Origin of the sequence: Pseudomonas sp. PsB, assembly GCF_043658375.1 — a bacterium.
Lineage (GTDB): Bacteria > Pseudomonadota > Gammaproteobacteria > Pseudomonadales > Pseudomonadaceae > Aquipseudomonas > Aquipseudomonas putida_Z.
Map to the genome: position 1 here is coordinate 91,499 of NZ_JBIGLU010000015.1, position 14,498 is coordinate 105,996.

General features: G+C 60.6%; 28 protein-coding genes. 19 read left to right on the plus strand and 9 right to left on the minus strand.

Annotated features, from left to right (window positions below; genetic code table 11):
* Positions 1–10: 10 nt before the first annotated feature.
* From ACGLHT_RS18400 to ACGLHT_RS18415, 4 genes are all read right to left on the minus strand, one after another.
* Complete coding sequence (locus ACGLHT_RS18400; RefSeq protein WP_274120496.1) at positions 11–1,135, minus strand: hypothetical protein; 1,125 nt, start codon at positions 1,133–1,135, stop codon at positions 11–13.
* 284 nt (positions 1,136–1,419) lie between these two features.
* A complete protein-coding gene (locus tag ACGLHT_RS18405; RefSeq protein WP_016711314.1) occupies positions 1,420–1,635 on the minus strand; it encodes a hypothetical protein in 216 nt (71 codons plus the stop codon).
* Entirely contained in the window at positions 1,632–1,835 is a 204-nt protein-coding gene (locus ACGLHT_RS18410; RefSeq protein WP_176510430.1) for a hypothetical protein, read from the minus strand. The genes ACGLHT_RS18405 and ACGLHT_RS18410 overlap by 4 nt, the downstream gene beginning before the upstream one ends.
* A complete protein-coding gene (locus tag ACGLHT_RS18415; RefSeq protein WP_274120497.1) occupies positions 1,832–2,251 on the minus strand; it encodes a hypothetical protein in 420 nt (139 codons plus the stop codon). The genes ACGLHT_RS18410 and ACGLHT_RS18415 overlap by 4 nt, the downstream gene beginning before the upstream one ends.
* 536 nt (positions 2,252–2,787) lie before the next feature.
* Between ACGLHT_RS18415 and ACGLHT_RS18420 the strand changes: the two genes are divergently transcribed.
* Positions 2,788–3,129: a hypothetical protein gene (locus tag ACGLHT_RS18420; RefSeq protein WP_060498333.1), complete on the plus strand. Its 342-nt coding sequence runs from the start codon at positions 2,788–2,790 to the stop codon at positions 3,127–3,129.
* Positions 3,130–3,261: 132 nt separating this feature from the next.
* On the opposite strand, the gene ACGLHT_RS18425 is transcribed toward ACGLHT_RS18420, so the two are convergent.
* Both ACGLHT_RS18425 and ACGLHT_RS18430 read right to left on the minus strand, forming a co-directional pair.
* Positions 3,262–3,471, minus strand: a complete 210-nt coding sequence (locus tag ACGLHT_RS18425) for a hypothetical protein (RefSeq protein WP_061302611.1) — start codon at positions 3,469–3,471, stop codon at positions 3,262–3,264.
* Between the two features lie 64 nt (positions 3,472–3,535).
* A complete protein-coding gene (locus ACGLHT_RS18430) occupies positions 3,536–3,748 on the minus strand; it encodes a hypothetical protein (protein WP_061302610.1) in 213 nt (70 codons plus the stop codon).
* Positions 3,749–4,519: 771 nt separating this feature from the next.
* Between ACGLHT_RS18430 and ACGLHT_RS18435 the strand changes: the two genes are divergently transcribed.
* Positions 4,520–4,846 (plus strand): DUF1654 domain-containing protein, encoded by a 327-nt coding sequence (locus ACGLHT_RS18435; protein WP_274120499.1) that lies wholly within the window; start codon positions 4,520–4,522, stop codon positions 4,844–4,846.
* 46 nt (positions 4,847–4,892) lie between these two features.
* Here ACGLHT_RS18435 and ACGLHT_RS18440 read toward each other — a convergent pair whose 3' ends face one another.
* The 3 genes from ACGLHT_RS18440 to ACGLHT_RS18450 form a co-directional block, all read right to left on the minus strand.
* On the minus strand, positions 4,893–5,579 hold the full coding sequence (locus ACGLHT_RS18440; protein WP_274120500.1) for a hypothetical protein: 687 nt from the start codon (positions 5,577–5,579) through the stop codon (positions 4,893–4,895).
* Between the two features lie 108 nt (positions 5,580–5,687).
* A complete protein-coding gene (locus tag ACGLHT_RS18445) occupies positions 5,688–6,125 on the minus strand; it encodes a hypothetical protein (protein WP_274120501.1) in 438 nt (145 codons plus the stop codon).
* Between the two features lie 64 nt (positions 6,126–6,189).
* Positions 6,190–7,032, minus strand: a complete 843-nt coding sequence (locus ACGLHT_RS18450; protein ID WP_274120502.1) for a S24 family peptidase — start codon at positions 7,030–7,032, stop codon at positions 6,190–6,192.
* 96 nt (positions 7,033–7,128) lie between these two features.
* Between ACGLHT_RS18450 and ACGLHT_RS18455 the strand changes: the two genes are divergently transcribed.
* The 17 genes from ACGLHT_RS18455 to ACGLHT_RS18535 all read left to right on the plus strand — a co-directional run bounded on the left by ACGLHT_RS18455 (position 7,129) and on the right by ACGLHT_RS18535 (position 14,342).
* Entirely contained in the window at positions 7,129–7,377 is a 249-nt protein-coding gene (locus ACGLHT_RS18455; protein WP_274120503.1) for a Cro/CI family transcriptional regulator, read from the plus strand.
* 30 nt (positions 7,378–7,407) lie between these two features.
* A complete protein-coding gene (locus tag ACGLHT_RS18460) occupies positions 7,408–7,596 on the plus strand; it encodes a hypothetical protein (protein ID WP_039615332.1) in 189 nt (62 codons plus the stop codon).
* 18 nt (positions 7,597–7,614) lie between these two features.
* Positions 7,615–7,794, plus strand: coding sequence for a hypothetical protein (locus ACGLHT_RS18465; RefSeq protein WP_039615331.1), 180 nt, complete (start codon positions 7,615–7,617; stop codon positions 7,792–7,794).
* 69 nt (positions 7,795–7,863) lie between these two features.
* Positions 7,864–8,070, plus strand: a complete 207-nt coding sequence (locus ACGLHT_RS18470; protein WP_027907143.1) for a hypothetical protein — start codon at positions 7,864–7,866, stop codon at positions 8,068–8,070.
* A 19-nt stretch (positions 8,071–8,089) separates the two neighbouring features.
* Positions 8,090–8,302: a hypothetical protein gene (locus ACGLHT_RS18475; RefSeq protein WP_027907142.1), complete on the plus strand. Its 213-nt coding sequence runs from the start codon at positions 8,090–8,092 to the stop codon at positions 8,300–8,302.
* A gap of 199 nt (positions 8,303–8,501) precedes the next feature.
* Positions 8,502–9,236, plus strand: a complete 735-nt coding sequence (locus tag ACGLHT_RS18480) for a Rha family transcriptional regulator (RefSeq protein ID WP_394519977.1) — start codon at positions 8,502–8,504, stop codon at positions 9,234–9,236.
* A complete protein-coding gene (locus ACGLHT_RS18485) occupies positions 9,233–9,655 on the plus strand; it encodes a hypothetical protein (protein ID WP_100413963.1) in 423 nt (140 codons plus the stop codon). The genes ACGLHT_RS18480 and ACGLHT_RS18485 overlap by 4 nt, the downstream gene beginning before the upstream one ends.
* Positions 9,652–10,143 carry an HNH endonuclease gene (locus ACGLHT_RS18490; protein WP_254436664.1) on the plus strand — a complete coding sequence of 164 codons (492 nt, stop codon included), beginning with the start codon at positions 9,652–9,654 and terminating at the stop codon, positions 10,141–10,143. The genes ACGLHT_RS18485 and ACGLHT_RS18490 overlap by 4 nt, the downstream gene beginning before the upstream one ends.
* Positions 10,140–10,895, plus strand: a complete 756-nt coding sequence (locus tag ACGLHT_RS18495; protein WP_274120505.1) for a hypothetical protein — start codon at positions 10,140–10,142, stop codon at positions 10,893–10,895. Before ACGLHT_RS18490 ends, ACGLHT_RS18495 begins: the two co-directional genes overlap by 4 nt.
* Positions 10,892–11,653: a replication protein P gene (locus ACGLHT_RS18500; protein ID WP_274120506.1), complete on the plus strand. Its 762-nt coding sequence runs from the start codon at positions 10,892–10,894 to the stop codon at positions 11,651–11,653. The genes ACGLHT_RS18495 and ACGLHT_RS18500 overlap by 4 nt, the downstream gene beginning before the upstream one ends.
* Positions 11,653–12,048 (plus strand): hypothetical protein, encoded by a 396-nt coding sequence (locus ACGLHT_RS18505; protein WP_274120507.1) that lies wholly within the window; start codon positions 11,653–11,655, stop codon positions 12,046–12,048. Before ACGLHT_RS18500 ends, ACGLHT_RS18505 begins: the two co-directional genes overlap by 1 nt.
* A gap of 158 nt (positions 12,049–12,206) precedes the next feature.
* Positions 12,207–12,365: a hypothetical protein gene (locus ACGLHT_RS18510; protein ID WP_274120508.1), complete on the plus strand. Its 159-nt coding sequence runs from the start codon at positions 12,207–12,209 to the stop codon at positions 12,363–12,365.
* On the plus strand, positions 12,362–12,538 hold the full coding sequence (locus ACGLHT_RS18515) for a hypothetical protein (protein WP_274120509.1): 177 nt from the start codon (positions 12,362–12,364) through the stop codon (positions 12,536–12,538). The genes ACGLHT_RS18510 and ACGLHT_RS18515 overlap by 4 nt, the downstream gene beginning before the upstream one ends.
* A complete protein-coding gene (locus ACGLHT_RS18520) occupies positions 12,531–12,929 on the plus strand; it encodes a recombination protein NinB (RefSeq protein WP_274120510.1) in 399 nt (132 codons plus the stop codon). Before ACGLHT_RS18515 ends, ACGLHT_RS18520 begins: the two co-directional genes overlap by 8 nt.
* On the plus strand, positions 12,929–13,531 hold the full coding sequence (locus tag ACGLHT_RS18525) for a recombination protein NinG (protein ID WP_274120511.1): 603 nt from the start codon (positions 12,929–12,931) through the stop codon (positions 13,529–13,531). The genes ACGLHT_RS18520 and ACGLHT_RS18525 overlap by 1 nt, the downstream gene beginning before the upstream one ends.
* Positions 13,528–13,674, plus strand: a complete 147-nt coding sequence (locus tag ACGLHT_RS18530) for a hypothetical protein (RefSeq protein ID WP_274120512.1) — start codon at positions 13,528–13,530, stop codon at positions 13,672–13,674. The genes ACGLHT_RS18525 and ACGLHT_RS18530 overlap by 4 nt, the downstream gene beginning before the upstream one ends.
* A complete protein-coding gene (locus ACGLHT_RS18535) occupies positions 13,671–14,342 on the plus strand; it encodes a hypothetical protein (RefSeq protein WP_274120513.1) in 672 nt (223 codons plus the stop codon). Before ACGLHT_RS18530 ends, ACGLHT_RS18535 begins: the two co-directional genes overlap by 4 nt.
* Positions 14,343–14,498: the final 156 nt, after the last annotated feature.

Here is a 14,498-nt window from a genome sequence, read left to right on the forward strand (position 1 = left end):
GGTCGGTACCTCAGTAGGAAATGGCGATGTTCGGGATCTTGCGCTGGGCGATCAGGGTGACCGCTTGCTTGGCGCACGCTTCAGGCATGCCCTCGGCCATGAAGGCTTCCAGGGCGGCGCGGTTGATGCTCGCCCGGTGCGCCTTGTCGGCCTCTCGAGCTTCCTGCTGGCGAAGGATCTCCGCTGCAGCGGCATCAGCGCGGCGGCGCTCGTCCTGGCGGGCCTGCTCGGCTGCTTCCTCTTGCCGGCGGGCGGCTGCCTGACGCTCCTGCTCCATCCGCTGCTCGGCGGCAACGCGGTCGGCCTCTGCCTGAATGCGGGCGCGCTCGGCTTGCTCAGCCTGCAACTTGAGCTGGAGGCGCTGGTTCTCGGCTTCGCGTTCTTGTGCGGCGGCCTGGTCAATCAGTTCCTGCTCGCGGCGTGCCGCCGCTTCGCGCTCGGCTTGCTGCTGCTGGGCCACGCGCTGGCGCTCGGCCTTAACCGCGGCCTCTTGTGCCAGCCTGATGCGGTCCTGCTCGGCGCGCTCTTCAGCTTCGCGCCGCAGCTTGGCCAGCTCGGCCTGCTCGGCGTCGTACTTCTGCCGGGCCGCCAGCGCTGCCTGTAGGGCGTTCATTGACGACTCTTTGGCCCGGGCGGCCTCAGCCTCGAATTCCTCCCAAGCTTCGCCCAATTGGAATGCTGACAGCTCGGTGATTCGTGCCTGCAGCTGCTCGGCATCCAGCAAGCCCAGCTCGGTGCCCAGGTCCTTCATGTGGTTGATGGCGTCGTTGTGGCGATCAATGCGGGCGTCCTCGGCGGCCTCCCATTCGGTGAGCGGACGGCGCGTCTCGTCCCGCAGCGTGTCCATCGTGGTCACGAACTCACGCAGCTCGGCCTCGACCACCTTCGGCATTTCCTTGAGCCGGCGCAGGTAGTCGCGGCCCGGCTTCTCGACGGCGGTCTTCGACTTGCTGACCTTGGCGGCCAGGCTGGCAATGCGTTCGCGGCCCTTGCGGGTGGTCAGGTCGGGCACTTCGCCTTCGACCTCGGCCTTCACCAGGTCGATGAATTGCTTCAGGCCGCCGGCCACGTAAATGGCCGGGGCGTTCTCCTCGCTGATCTCTTCGATCGCGATCAGTTTCTGTTCTGCGGACATTAGAAAACCTCGCGCCGGGCCGGCGCCGTCAGTTGGAATAGGGAATCGCCAGGTCACCCAGGCACGGAGGTACGCTCCAGGCCCTGGCTGCGGTGGATGGTTGCGCGCTCTCGCCGCTTACGCTCCCGAAGGGGTACGGTTATCCCGAAGGCCCGCCGTGCGCCGGGTGTGTGTTCAGGAAGTGATGCTGCCGGCCAGTGCGCTGGCGAGCATGAAGAAGGTGCAGGCGAAGAGCATGGAGAATGAGCCGCGCCAGAACGCCCAGCGTCTGGCCTGCTGGCGGCTCACGTGCGGACCTCGTAGGCCAGGGTGCACATGCCGCAGAGGTAGGCCCGGCCCGACCAGGCCGCAGGGTTCTCGATGTGGGCCAGGCGCGCCTGATTCATGGCGTCCTCCATGGTCAGGCCCTTGAACACCAGCAGGATTCGATCGTCTGGCACGGCCTGGGCAACCTCGGCCACTTGGTCGTCGATGATCGACGGGAAGATCGGCGTAGTCATGCAGCCTCCTTGCGCCGAACGGCAATACGCCGGATGCGCTCGCAGTAGTGTTTGAACTCGTGGGAGTCGATGACGAGGATGGAGAAGTAGGCGACGACCATCGTCTCGGCCTTCGCATCCTCCACCGGGCCTGAGCCCGGCAGAAGCATCGTCTCGATTGCGGCCTCGATGGCGCGAACCGCCACGCTGTGAGGATTCATTCCGCGTCCTCGGCCTGGGTCAGCACTGCTTCCTTGGCGAAAGGAGTGAGCAGTTGCCGGGCGATCTCTTCAAGTTGGACCTCTGGATTGGCAACGCTTAGGATCTCGTCGGCTGCCGCTGCCGCATCGCTGGTGACCTTGCAGCGCGCGGCCAGGACCAGACGACCCAACACCGAATTGCTGATCCCAGACAGGCCAAGCTGGCCCATCGCGAACTCGTCCACCGCCTGAGCAAAGCGTTCGTATGTCACGCCACGCTGGCGGAAGTTGCGCTGGAACACTACGTCACGGCGCGCCATCAGCTCTGCGATACCGTCGTCGATCCAGCGTGCCTCGGCCTTCTCAGCCGTGCTTTCGCTCACCGCCGGAGGCAACTGGTTGTCGTACTGCCATTGTGCTGCTCGAAGTGCGCCCATGGCGTCCTCCTGTTGGGGTTGGCAACCGCATTGATCAGGTGCCGGGCACCAGTGACCAAGCTGGGCGTGAAAAGCCAAGCCCGGCACCTGTCGATGCGGTCGATGTGAAGGGAAGGGTGCAGGCGGTGAGCGCTACCTCACATGCATCTGGTCTGGCCGGGTAGGCCCCGGATTCGCCTGCGTGTTCGTCGATTAATGTTTACTGCGGTGATCCTTAACTTGCGTAAGGCTTACAGTGATGAGCTTTAAATCGATGCAAGCAGCATCGGGGTGTGATCTGGCCGGCTCGGTGCCGGGGTCATTTTTTCGACTCAGCATTACCTGGTCGCCGCTGGTGCTACCCCGACATACGTCAGACGGGCTGACCACTTCCAGTTGTGCGCTTGCCTGCGCTTTCAGATCACACCCCGATGCAGCCTGGTGAGTGGGTGAGGGCATCGGATAGCTTTGTGTTTCCTGGAATCAGTGGTTAAGCCTCAAGTTTTTAACATTAAGGCCGACCTACTAACTGCCAATCACTCAAAGGATTCTGAAACATGGGATTTCTCGATATTGTTGCCGGCCTCGGAAAAGCGGCAGGCAAGGCAATGAACGATTCGATGATCAAGAACACATTGTCGATGTGGGACAAGGTCAGAAGCGCTCCAGAATCACGGCTCATGGATTACTACGAGCAGAACAATACTCGTGAGAAGAACAACAGCATGAATCGAGCTATGGCTCTGGCAGCAATGGCCGGCTCGTATCAAGCTCGTCAACTCCTCGAGAAAGACGAGAGCGCCCGCCGCTCTCTTCGGAACATCCGAGAAAAAATCTCGCTGGAGAACTCGTCTTCGGCTGAACGTCTGCGCAATGCGATTGATCAGCTGCTAGGTTGAGCGCGTGATGCGCTGAGTTTAAGTTTGATTTGGGCAGCTGTGGTCATGCGTATGTGATGCCGGCTGCCCCTCGTTGAACCCCTGTCTAGCTTGGGCTAAAGGCTGGCCGCGTATTTCTCTCAGGGTGGTTGATTAATCGACGCTGATTTTTCCGCCGCCGGGCTTCTGGATGGTCTTCAGCATCTCGCGCTGCAACTCACCGATCGCCCAGGCCGCCGCTACAACGGCCATGTCGCGGCACATGGCGCCCTTCACGTCGAAGCCTTCAACGCTGATGCCTTCCTTGGTGATGGTCACGCGCCCGAATTTACGGATCTTCATCTCATCGTCAGTTGCGTACATGCTGCCCTCCTGGGCGTTTGATTTCCCGTCTGGCCCTGTCGCCAAGGCCAGCCAGTGAAATCGCTCAGCGCTTGCCCAAGACCGCCTTGGTGACGACCTTGGGGAATTTTTTGGTGCGGATCTCGTTCGCCTGCTTGTCAGTAAGCAGGCCCGCCAGATACAGCGTGGTGATCGACGTGTTGATGTGGTCGAGGCGCTTGGCCTCGTCGGCGTTCATTTCTGGGAACTGCTGCGCGAAGGGCCGCGCTGCCCAGCCTTGTTCAAATGTCTGTGACATCGCGTTGCCCTCCTGGGCGGTTGATTTCCCGGATACCACTCGCTGAATGGCACCTGGTGAAATCCCGGCCTCGCTACTGGCGACAGGCCGGGGTATTGCGTCAGTGGTGGTCGTTCGAGCTCAGCCGCCGACGGCCCTGCTCTCAGTTCGGTTGGCCTTGAGCTTCCCTATCACCTCGCGTCGATCGGCCTCGGCGGGGTGGTCGTTGGGTAAGGTGTTCGCTACACGACTGCCGACTGCAGCTCTGTGGCCCGTTGGGTGGGGCAGTCCGTCGTGGGTTGCCGGTCCGCGTTCCGGCTGGTCTATCTACTTCATGGGCAGGTTCCTCCTCTTGGTTAATCGCTGCTCGCGCTGTGCCAGGTACCGACGCCCGTTCTAAGGGCATCCCGGCAGGGAGCGTTTGCAGCGCAACCCTCCATCCGCTTTCCGTGGCCCGGCCTGTGTTCCTGCCGCGCTGACGTTCCGCCTGATTTCGAGCTGGCCAGTTCCAGAGCTGGCATGGGGATCGAATTTCTTGCTCGCGCTGTACCGTTGCCGGGATCGATCCGCGAGGTTCCCATCAATGTGAAAGAGCGGCGGCCTGTGAGGGCCTCTGCAGTCCCTCGTGAGTGACTGCTTGAGATGAACAATAAGCCAATGCCTAATTGTTGTAAATAGGTAATGCCTAACTTTTCGCATGAGAGCCTAATCTCGTCGCCGGGCTTGCATCGCTCGATGACTCAGGTAAGCTCCGCCTAATACTGGATGGATGTACAGTTAGCAGGGGAAGGAATGGCCAAGCAGAAAAAGTCGGCGCCGCAGGCGCGTCAGGAGATGACCGGACTGGAGCGCCTGGGGCTGCGGGTTTCGTCGATGATCAATCACCCGATCGCGCAGGCTCAGCGCTGGGTGACGATCCATCGCCTGGACACGGACGGTGAAACGGAGTGGGAGGAGGTGATGGGCCTGCTGGCCGAGACGCCGGAATTGGACCTGACGTTCAACGATGACGAGAGCGTGACGGTTCGGTGGGAGGAGCAGGAAGCCGGAGATCGAGACGACCTGGGCGTAGAGAGGGACTGGGAGGAGGAGAAAGTGGAAGAAGGGGCGCCTTTCTGAGAGACACAAAAAAGCCCGCGTCTTAGCGGGCTCACTGTGGTGTCGGTTAGCTTGCGCCGGGCTTACCTGGGCCGGTGGTTTTTTCATTCTCTTTGAGGTCATCGGCTTTCTCAGGCTCGATGTAGTTCTTAAGCTTGTTGACACTGGCTTGGGTCAACCCTGTGCTAGCGCCGAAAACAGCTTTAACCGCAGCGTCTGCTGCAATCATTTTCTCGACTTTTCCAACGCTTTCCTCTGTATGCCTGATTTGCTCGCTGAGCACTTCCAGCAGTTCATCGCTCTTGCGCTGGTATCTCTTGAGCGCCCAGTCAATAGCATGCGTGGAATCAGCCTCCTTGAGGTCCCTCTGAGCATCATCATAAGCCTCTTGAGCGCTGTCTTTTTTCATGAGAAGGCGGGTATCGGCCTGATCAGAGCGAATTATCGCCTTGCATTGCTCAATGAAGGTGATAGCGGTGTCGCGCTCTGGCAATTTGTGCTTCCACGACCGCGTCTCAAGCGCAGCAATCTCTTTATCCAAGCTCTCGATCGTTGCTCCACTTCGCTTGAAGTACTCCGCGAATGTGATTCCATCCTCCGTCCGGGCGCTCATTTGACGCTCCGCCTGGGTGGCGGACACCTGAACAGCTTTGGCCGCAGCTTCAGTTTCTTTGCTGCTCTCGTATTTGTTCCAGCCCAGCCATCCGCCGCCCGCAATAGCCAAGGCGATCACGCCTGCAACAACTGCTTTCATTCCGCAAGCCTCTAAGGTCACTTGAGGGCCTATTCTATCATTGCGGCCATTGGCTATCATGCGGGCATGAAAAAGCCCGCCAAGGCGGGCCTTTTAAAACTGAGGAGGCTATTTTCCGAGTGAAGCGAGCAACGGCGCCAAATACTGCTGAACAACCCACCAGCCAGCCGCGAACACGGCCATGCCTGCCAGAAGCGCCCATATTGCTACCTGACCTTTCGACACCAGATTTTTCTCGATGCCGTCGAGACGTGTATCAATCTTGCCAATTGATACACGGATCTCTGTCACGCTCTGATTTAGGGCGTCGAACTGAGTTTCTAGTCTTTCGAGCTGCTTGGTCAATTCAGAATCATCCTCTCCGGAACCAACGATTTGCCGGATTCTTTCCATGATTTCATCGCTGAGTTCAATGGCCTTTTCTTGAATCTCAACGCTGTATGCCAGATCCTTGGTGATGCCGTGTCTTGACGTTTTTGACGGCGGCTCCCCGAGCGGTTTTGCAGAAGGTATCGCTGCCTTTTCCTCGTCGTCTTCCTCAGACAATTTTACCTCCTTGTTCAGTTTAGGCTATTAGTCGCTTCAGTTTTGAGCCTTCTAGCACCATTTTTCAAACCAGATGAGCATTCCACACCAGCAGCACCCGGGCCTGGATGTAGGTCATGTCCCGGCGAATCAGGCGATCCTTGTGCCTCGGGTTGTCCGAAATCATCTCGTAGTGCTCTTCATCAGCCACCTGCAGGCGCTTGATGTAGAGCAGGTCATCCCAGACGAAGAGGTAGATCCCGTCGCCCACGAACTCGCGGACGTTGATATTCACGATCAGCGGGTCACGGTGCTTGATGGTGGGCTCCATAGACTGGCCCCAGCCGGTGACCACCTTTAGGTGAAAGTGCTCTTCGAACTCAACGCCCAGCTCACGGAGGTGGCTCGGGCTGACGCGGATGTCCTTGAGCATTTCCGGGTAGTCATGCGTGGCCTGGCCGTTGCCCATGGCCGCGCGCACATCGTAGTGAGCAATCCGAACTTCATCCCCGACGAGCCCTGGGCGGGAGAAGTCGACGGTGATTACGTTGCCCTGGTCCGAAGCCTCGGCAGCTGCCATCAGCTGCGCACGAGCACTTTCCGGTAGGTTTTTGCCCTGCTTGGCGAGCATGTTGCGAACCATATCTGCAGCCGAGGTGGGCGCCGGGTCTTCAACCAATACCGAGGCGACGTCCGGTAGGCTCTCGTAAGTAAAGCCTGGGCGCAGACCCCAATGCTCAGGGCCTACAACGTCAGCGAAGTAGGCGATGACGTCCATCAGCTTCGACTTGTCGATCCGACCGTTTTTCACCCAGCCCTGTACCGACGGAGGCTTCACCTGGAAGTCGTCTGCGAGTTGTTTCTTCGATACGCCCTTGGCGATCCGCGCTGCCTCAATGGCTGCGCCTAATTCCGGTCCGGTAAGCATTGCCTAATTAGGCCTATCGCGGCACTGATTAGGCAATGGCTTGTGCGGAATAAGGTAATGCCTTATATTCATCGGTAAATCTCCAGGAGAGAACTCATGAAATCAGCAGAAGCAGCCAAAGAAGCATCCCGCTTGCTGGGCAGCCAGGCGGAAATGGCGCGCCGGCTGAATGTTGCGGCGCCGACCGTCAACCAATGGTGTTCCGGAGAGCGCGCAGTCCCAGCCAAGCGCGCGCTGCAGATCGAAGCGCTCACGAACGGAGCGATAGGGCGGGCAGATCTTTGCCCTTCGTTCCCGTGGAACCAGGTGGACAACCAGTCCAGCCAGTCGCTTTCCGCTGCCTAACCAATCCCCACTGCAAGGAGCTACTCCCGCATGTACGCCAACCGCAATCACCTGCATGACCGCGAGATCAAGGTCCGGGTCGATGAGGACACGTTCGAACTGATTCAGGCGCTGGCCAAGTTTCACCGCACCCAGCGCGCCGTGCTCTGTCGTGAGCTGCTCGAGGCTCAGCTGGCCGCCCTGGCTTCGGAGAATACCGGCGATCAGAACGTGGCCTGAAGGCCCGTAGGAGGCCCCATGCCGATTGAAGACATCGGATTGGACCAGGGACTGATGGAGCAGCTGGAGCGAGAGGCGACGAGACGGGGCATCAGCCCTGAAGCGCTCGCAGCCGACCTGATCCGTCGTGAACTGGCCAACCGAACAAAGCCCCGCAGTCCGCGGGGGGCAGTAATGCCGTTTCACCGAAAGGCCTGAATAGGCCCTGACACGTAACTGATAAGCCCGACCGACCTACTGAAGCAGCAGCGAGCAGGGGATCACTTGATGGCCTACGACGACAAAGCACACCGACACGACCACCAGGTCAAGGTCCGCTTGGATGACGAGGACTTCAACGAGCTGAAGGGGTACGCCCTGGAGCTCAAGGCTCAGCACAGCGTGCTGGCCCGGGAAATCATCCTGGCCGCGCTGGCGTTCAAGAAAGAGCACGGCCACCTGCCGCTGATCAACGAGAAGAAGGCCAGGGCCTGAATAGGTCATGGGAGGACGAATGTCGCCTGCAAACGAAGCGGTACAGCAGCACGACGTAGAGGTCGCCCGGTTCCGCCGGAATGACTTCGCGGACCTGGAGGCCTGGGCGGAGGAGGTTGGCGTCAGCACCGACGAGCTTGCCGCGCAGATCCTGAAGAAGGCCACGCACTTCCTCGCGCAGCGGGGGAAGCCAAAGAGCAACAACGTGGTGCCGTTCGCGGCGCCGAGGTAACCGTCCGATCCCTAATTAGGGACCCGGGCGCCAGTCCCTCATAAGGGACGCCAAATCGCAGAGACAAAAAAGCCGGGTTCGCGGCCCGGCTCTCTGCAATACAAAACTCTGTAGGGGAATTATGCATATGCAGACCCAAAGTGTACAGGCCCTCTCAAGGGCCGCGCCACAAAATGCGAAGCACGATTTCGTGGCGCGGATGTCGTCGCGCGAGATTGCTGACCTGGTCGGATCTCGCCATGACAAGGTAAAGCAATCCATCGAGCGCCTGGCCACGGCCAAAGGCCCCGACAAGCCGGCTGTGATTGATCTTCCCCCATTGGGGGAATACCTCGACTCGCTGGGCCGGAAGGCTACCGAGTATCTCGTCAACAAGCGCGACAGCTTCGTGGTCGTCGCCCAGCTTTCGCCTGAGTTCACCGCCGCGCTAGTGGACCGCTGGCAGCAGCTGGAGGCCCAGGTAGCGAAGCCGATGTCCGCCGACCTCAGCAAGCTGGAAATCCTCCAGATGGCCCTGGAGTCGGAGAAAGCCCGCGTCCTGCTCACCGTCCAGGTCGAGGCCCAGGCCAAGAAGATCGACCACCTGGAAAACCTGTTCAAGGAAGGCATGAGCCACGTTCAGTTCTGCAAGGGCCTGAATGGGGTCAACGTGATGCAGGTAGGTCACTTCCTTGAGCGCCGAAACTGGCTCTACAACGAGAGCAAGTCCGGCACCCGGTACCGTGTGGCCGCCTACGCCCGCGACAAGTACATGACCGAACACCAGCAGGAGATCACCCCGCACGGGAAAGAGGCGTTCATCAGCTACACGCCGATCCTGCTGCGCAAGGGCGCCGTGCGCCTGTACGAGCTGTACCTGGCCGGCGAGCTGCCCATGAAGAAGAACTGGGACGGCCTGCACACCCACGACAAGGCCGTGCGGGGTGCAGCATGAATCCAGCATTCCACACCGAAACACACCGCGTCGCGCGCAAGCGCCACACCTGCACTGAATGCCGGGGCTACATCGAGCCTGGCGACCGCTACGAGTTCGTCTCTGGTCTTTGGGATGGTGACGTTTCTACCTACAAGACTTGCGCCCAGTGCGAAGCAGCCCGTGACTTCTATGTCAACGAGCTCAACTCAACCGATTTCCGGGACCACGAGGAAGGCGCCTACTGCTACAGAGAAGTCCGCTGCGATCTGGAGGAGGCTGCGAATGACATTCCGCCGGGGACTGGCCTGAAGTTCAGGGCATACCGACACGTTGTGGGCATGCGGCGCCGTGGCAAAGCGGCACGTGAAGAGCGTAATGCCGAGCTCCTGCTCGTTTGCCAACGGCGGGATGTTGCGTCCCTGGAGCGTGCCCAGTGAGCGTTCAATCCATGATGTGGGCCTTGGGCCAGAGTGAGATAGGTCCGCTCGAAAAATTCGTGCTGCTTTGTATCTGTGACAATGCGCAGGAGCCATTCTCGGGCGTCAGTATCGCTTCAATCGGTCGTTACACGAACATCCCAGAGGATCAGGTGAAGCAACTGATCGATGGGCTCGAGGACCTAGGCCTGATTGAGGTGGCAGGCCGTGACAGATTCATCCTGGCCTTCGAGGGCGATGCTCCGACCAAGCCTTCCTACCGGAAGAAGGTGATCGGCCCGAGGATTCGGCTGGCCGTTTTCGAGCGCGACGGTTACGCCTGCCTGCGTTGCGGCAGCCGGTCCGATTTGCGTGCTGATCACGTAGTTCCAGAGGTCCAGGGCGGCGAAGCCTCCGAAGAAAACCTTCAAACCCTGTGTGCGCCTTGCAATAGCTGGAAGGGCACGAAGACCATCGATTTCCGTGGCCAGGGGAGGTGGACAGCATGAGCATCATCCGCGCGCCTCGCCCCGAGGCCAACTTCTACATGCTCAACAAGTCGATCAGCGAGGACGGTCGCCTAAGCTGGGCTGCCCGTGGCCTGCTGGTCTTCCTGCTGGGCAAGCCTGATCACTGGGCCGTGTCCGTCACCCATCTGCGCAACGAGACTGCCAAGTCGTCGAAGCCCACCGGTCGTGATGGCGTGTACGGCCTGCTGCAAGAGCTAATCGCCGCCGGCTACGTCGAGCGCCGCCAAGACCGTGGCGAGTCCGGCTTGCTGGGCGAAACCCACTACGTCGTGTCGGAAACACCGCTTCCGGCTTTGCCGTATCCGGTTGAACCGCTTCCGGCTCAGCCGTATCCGGCAAATCCGACACTAGTAAGTATTGAAGGTAAGCAAGGATTGAAGGGAGCAAGTACTGACGCTCGCCAAAGCGAGCTGGTGGACTTCGAACGCTTCTGGAAGATCTACCCGCGCAAGGTGAGCAAGGCCGACGCCAAGAAGGCTTGGACGAAGATCAAGGTAACCGCCGACCTGTTCGACCTGATGGCCAAGGCCTTGGCTGCTTGGACCGTGTCGACCGACTGGACCAAGGACGGTGGCCAGTTCATCCCGCATGCATCCACCTGGCTAAACGGCAAGCGCTGGGAGGACGAGTTGCCAGCGCCCGCCGGTGCCAGCCAAGCGTCTGCCCGCCGCCCGGCCAGCGGTCCCGACTTCAACGACACCAGCTGGGCTGATGACCTGGGGGCCTTATGAGCGCACAACCGAAACTGCGCAGCGTGACGCAGATCATGGCCACAAGCCGCAACCTGCCCGCCGAGGCCCAGGCTCCGGCCAAGCAGCTGGACCCAGGCACCACCGAAGTGGTCAACGCCCTGTTCAAGGAGCTGCAGGCCATCTTCCCGGCGTGGAAGCAGGCCTGGCCGGATGACGAGGCCCTGAAGGCTGCCAAGCGCAGCTGGATCAAGTCCTTCGTCGCCGCGGGCATCAACACGCTCGAGCAGATCCGCTTCGGCATCCAGAAGTGCCGGGTGCTGGGTACCGACTTCGCCCCGAGCAGCGGCAAGTTCATCAAGCTGTGCCAGCCGACCCCGGAAGAGATGGGCATTCCGCCGCTTGCTCGGGCCCTGGCAGAGGCGCTGGAGAACTTCCACCCCAGCAGGGCAGGGTCACGTGTCTGGACGCACGCAGCGGTGCGCCACGCGGCCCTGCAGTGCGAGGCGCAGAACCTGGGGTCGATGGAGGTCGAGCGCGCCGAGAAGGTGTTCGCCCGGGCCTACGACATCACCATCCGCATGCTGGTCGCCGGCGATCCACTGGGCGACATCGCCACCGGCATCGGCCACGACAGCCAGAAGAGCGCCGCTCAGCTGGCCGACGAGTACGCCGCCCAGAAGCAGGTCCGCCTGCTGGAGATCCAGCAGATCCCAACCAGCGCCGCCGCGTGCCGTGCACACCTGTTGGCCAAGTTGAACATCAAGCGCGCCGGGCAGCCGGCCGGGGAGGGGGTGTGATGGATCCTCGATATCAGGAAGCAAAGCGCAAGTGGGAGCAATTCGTTCAGGAAGAGACCGCCACCTGGCCAAGCGACAAGCCTGTGATCATCGTCGAGTACTCCGTCTTCGGCATGGGCTGGGAGGAGAACGGCATTTACGGCATTCGCGGCAAAGTGAGCATTGAGCAACTCCAGAGCATCGAGGCCCAGCTGAAGACCGACGAAGAGATTGGCGAGCAGCGCCACATGCTAAAGGGCGAAGGTGACTACCTTCTGGCCGTGACCTACGACGATGGCGAGAAAGACGACTACGGCCGGTACATCCACTCGCCCTACTGGGACATGAGTGTGATCGGGTTTCGCACCTTTGACGAAGTGATGGCCAGGCGCGTGGTTGCCGAGGAGAAGCACTGATGGACACCAACAAGATGCGCGAAATCAGCCGCGAGCAGTTCGAGCAATAGGCCAAGGATCGATACAGCTGGCACCTGCATGACGATGCACGAGATCCAGAAGACCGCACCCTGGCCAGCTGGAATGGCGAGACCTATGGCAACCGGATCGTCGAGGGCATGTGGCAAGCTTGGCAGGCATCGCGCGAGACCGTGGTGGTGGAGCTGCCGTCGGCAATCGAATCGCCACCTTACGCCTGCTTCCAGAGTGGCTGGAACGATATGCGTGGCGAAGCAGTGGATGCCATCGAGGCACAGGGCCTGAAGGTGAAGCCATGACCATGAATAATTTCGCTCAACTCGTTGGCTATGCAGTCATGGGCGCCGGCGGCGCTATGTTGGCCATGTACGCGCTGTACCTGGCCTGGGCGATGCTCTGCGGCCTTTCCAGCGGATTCATCCGGGCGAGCAGGGTGATCAAGGCTGCGCGCAAGGGGGTGAAGCGTGGCTGAGTTCGCCATTCGCAGCAGCCAGGACCTCAACCGCCTGTACGGTGCCCTGCACTCCATCGACCTGACCAAGCCCAAGGTAGTGGTCATCAAGGACGAAAAGCGCCCGGACGTCTGCAACCGAAAGATGTGGGCCATGCTCCGCGACGTCTCCCAGCAGGTGGAGTGGTACGGCCGCAAGCTCACCGATGAGGACTGGAAGCACATATTCAGCGCGGCGGTGCAGAAGCAGGATGCGGTGCCAGGCATCGACGGTGGATTCGTCGTCCTGGGCGTGTCGACCCGCAAGCAGTCGCAGAAGTGGTTCAGCGACCTGTTCGAGGTGATGCATGCCTTCGGCGCCGAGCATGGAGTGCGCTGGACTGAGCCGGATCGGTGGGGAGGGCAGTACTGATGCTGGCCAAGGAGATCAAGCCGAAGAAATGCAAGGCGCCGGGTTGCGGCAAGCCCTTCAAGCCGACCATGTCCACGCAGAAGGTGTGCAGCATCGCCTGTGCGCTGGCCATGTCCAAGGATTCCAAGGTGCAGAAGGTGGCAGCCAAGGCCATCACCAAGCAGGCCCGGGAAGACCTCAAGGAGCGCCGGGAGAAGCTGAAGACTCGCCGCGAGCATATGGCCGAGGCCCAGACCGCGTTCAACGCCTACATCCGCGAGCGCGACGCCGGCCTGCCGTGCATCAGTTGCGACTCGCAGCCGAGCGACCACGACCTCATCACCGGGAGCCGCTGGGACGCCGGCCACTACCGGTCTGTGGGCGCTTGCCCGGAGCTGCGCTTCGAGCCGCTCAACGTCCACCGCCAGTGTGTGAAGTGCAACCGGAACCTGTCGGGTAACGCGGTCGAGTACCGCATCCGGCTGGTGAAGCGCATCGGCGCCGACCAAGTGGATTGGCTCGAAGGGCCTCATAAGCCCCAGCGCCTGACCATCGAAGACCTGCAGGCCATCAAGGCCCTGTACAGGCAAAAACTCAAAGACCTACGGAGGGCAGCAGCATGACACCAGCATGGGCATTTTTGATTTTGGCCACCCTCATGGTGGTGGGTGGTGTGGCGTTGTCCTGGGCGAGCGCAGTGCGCCGCAAGCGCAGCTACGAAGAATTCATCGTGAGAAAGGCCAAGCGGGCAGGGGGTGGGCAATGAACTATCAGAACGTGGTATCGGCAGTGGTCCGCGCCCTGGCGGCCGAGACGATCAACAGCGCGGGCGGTTGCGAGTTCGAGCCGAAGGTTCAGGCGGCCAAGCAGAAGGGCGAGATCGTCGGCAAGGAGGCTGCATTCCTCGTGGACTGCTGGGTGTTCGGCCGGCTGCACAAGTCGCTCTCAGCTGAGCACTGGCGTGCGCTGGTGGCGAAGTACTCCACTCACGAGGATCGCAAGCACAACGCAATACTGGAGCTGATGAAGACGATCAAGTCGCCTGCACCTCAGCGCTTCCGTGAGTGCGCCATTTTGACCTGGGCAATCCCTCAGGTAGGAGGGAAGCATGAGTCGGCCGCGATCGAGATGGTGAGCAGGGAGGCCGAAGCTATCGCCAAGAACAAGGCCCTTGTGGATTCGTTCAACGAGAAAGGGTTGAGCGGCATGAGCGATGCGGTGGATCGAAAGCAGGCGCTCAAGAGGTCCGCAGCTGTGCTGCCGGCTGCCTGGTACAACATCGACAACTGGGACAATGACGGCAAGCCAGAGTCGACTCGGTACCGTTGGCGCTCGTCCATCCGAAAGACGCTGGACAACCAGGTCAACGAGGCTCTCACTGCCGCTCAGGAGCTTCTCGACGCAGAGGGGTTGATAGAAAGTTGCGCGGCGTAGCAAATAGCCATTGCAATGAGTGAGAAAGTGAGAGAATATTTAGCCATCCTGTCGATCTTGCGCGTTACGGATTGACACACAGAACCCGGCCATTGCGCCGGGTTTTTTATTGCCCGAAATAGGGCCTCAAGAGGCCCTGAATTCCCAAGGACAACC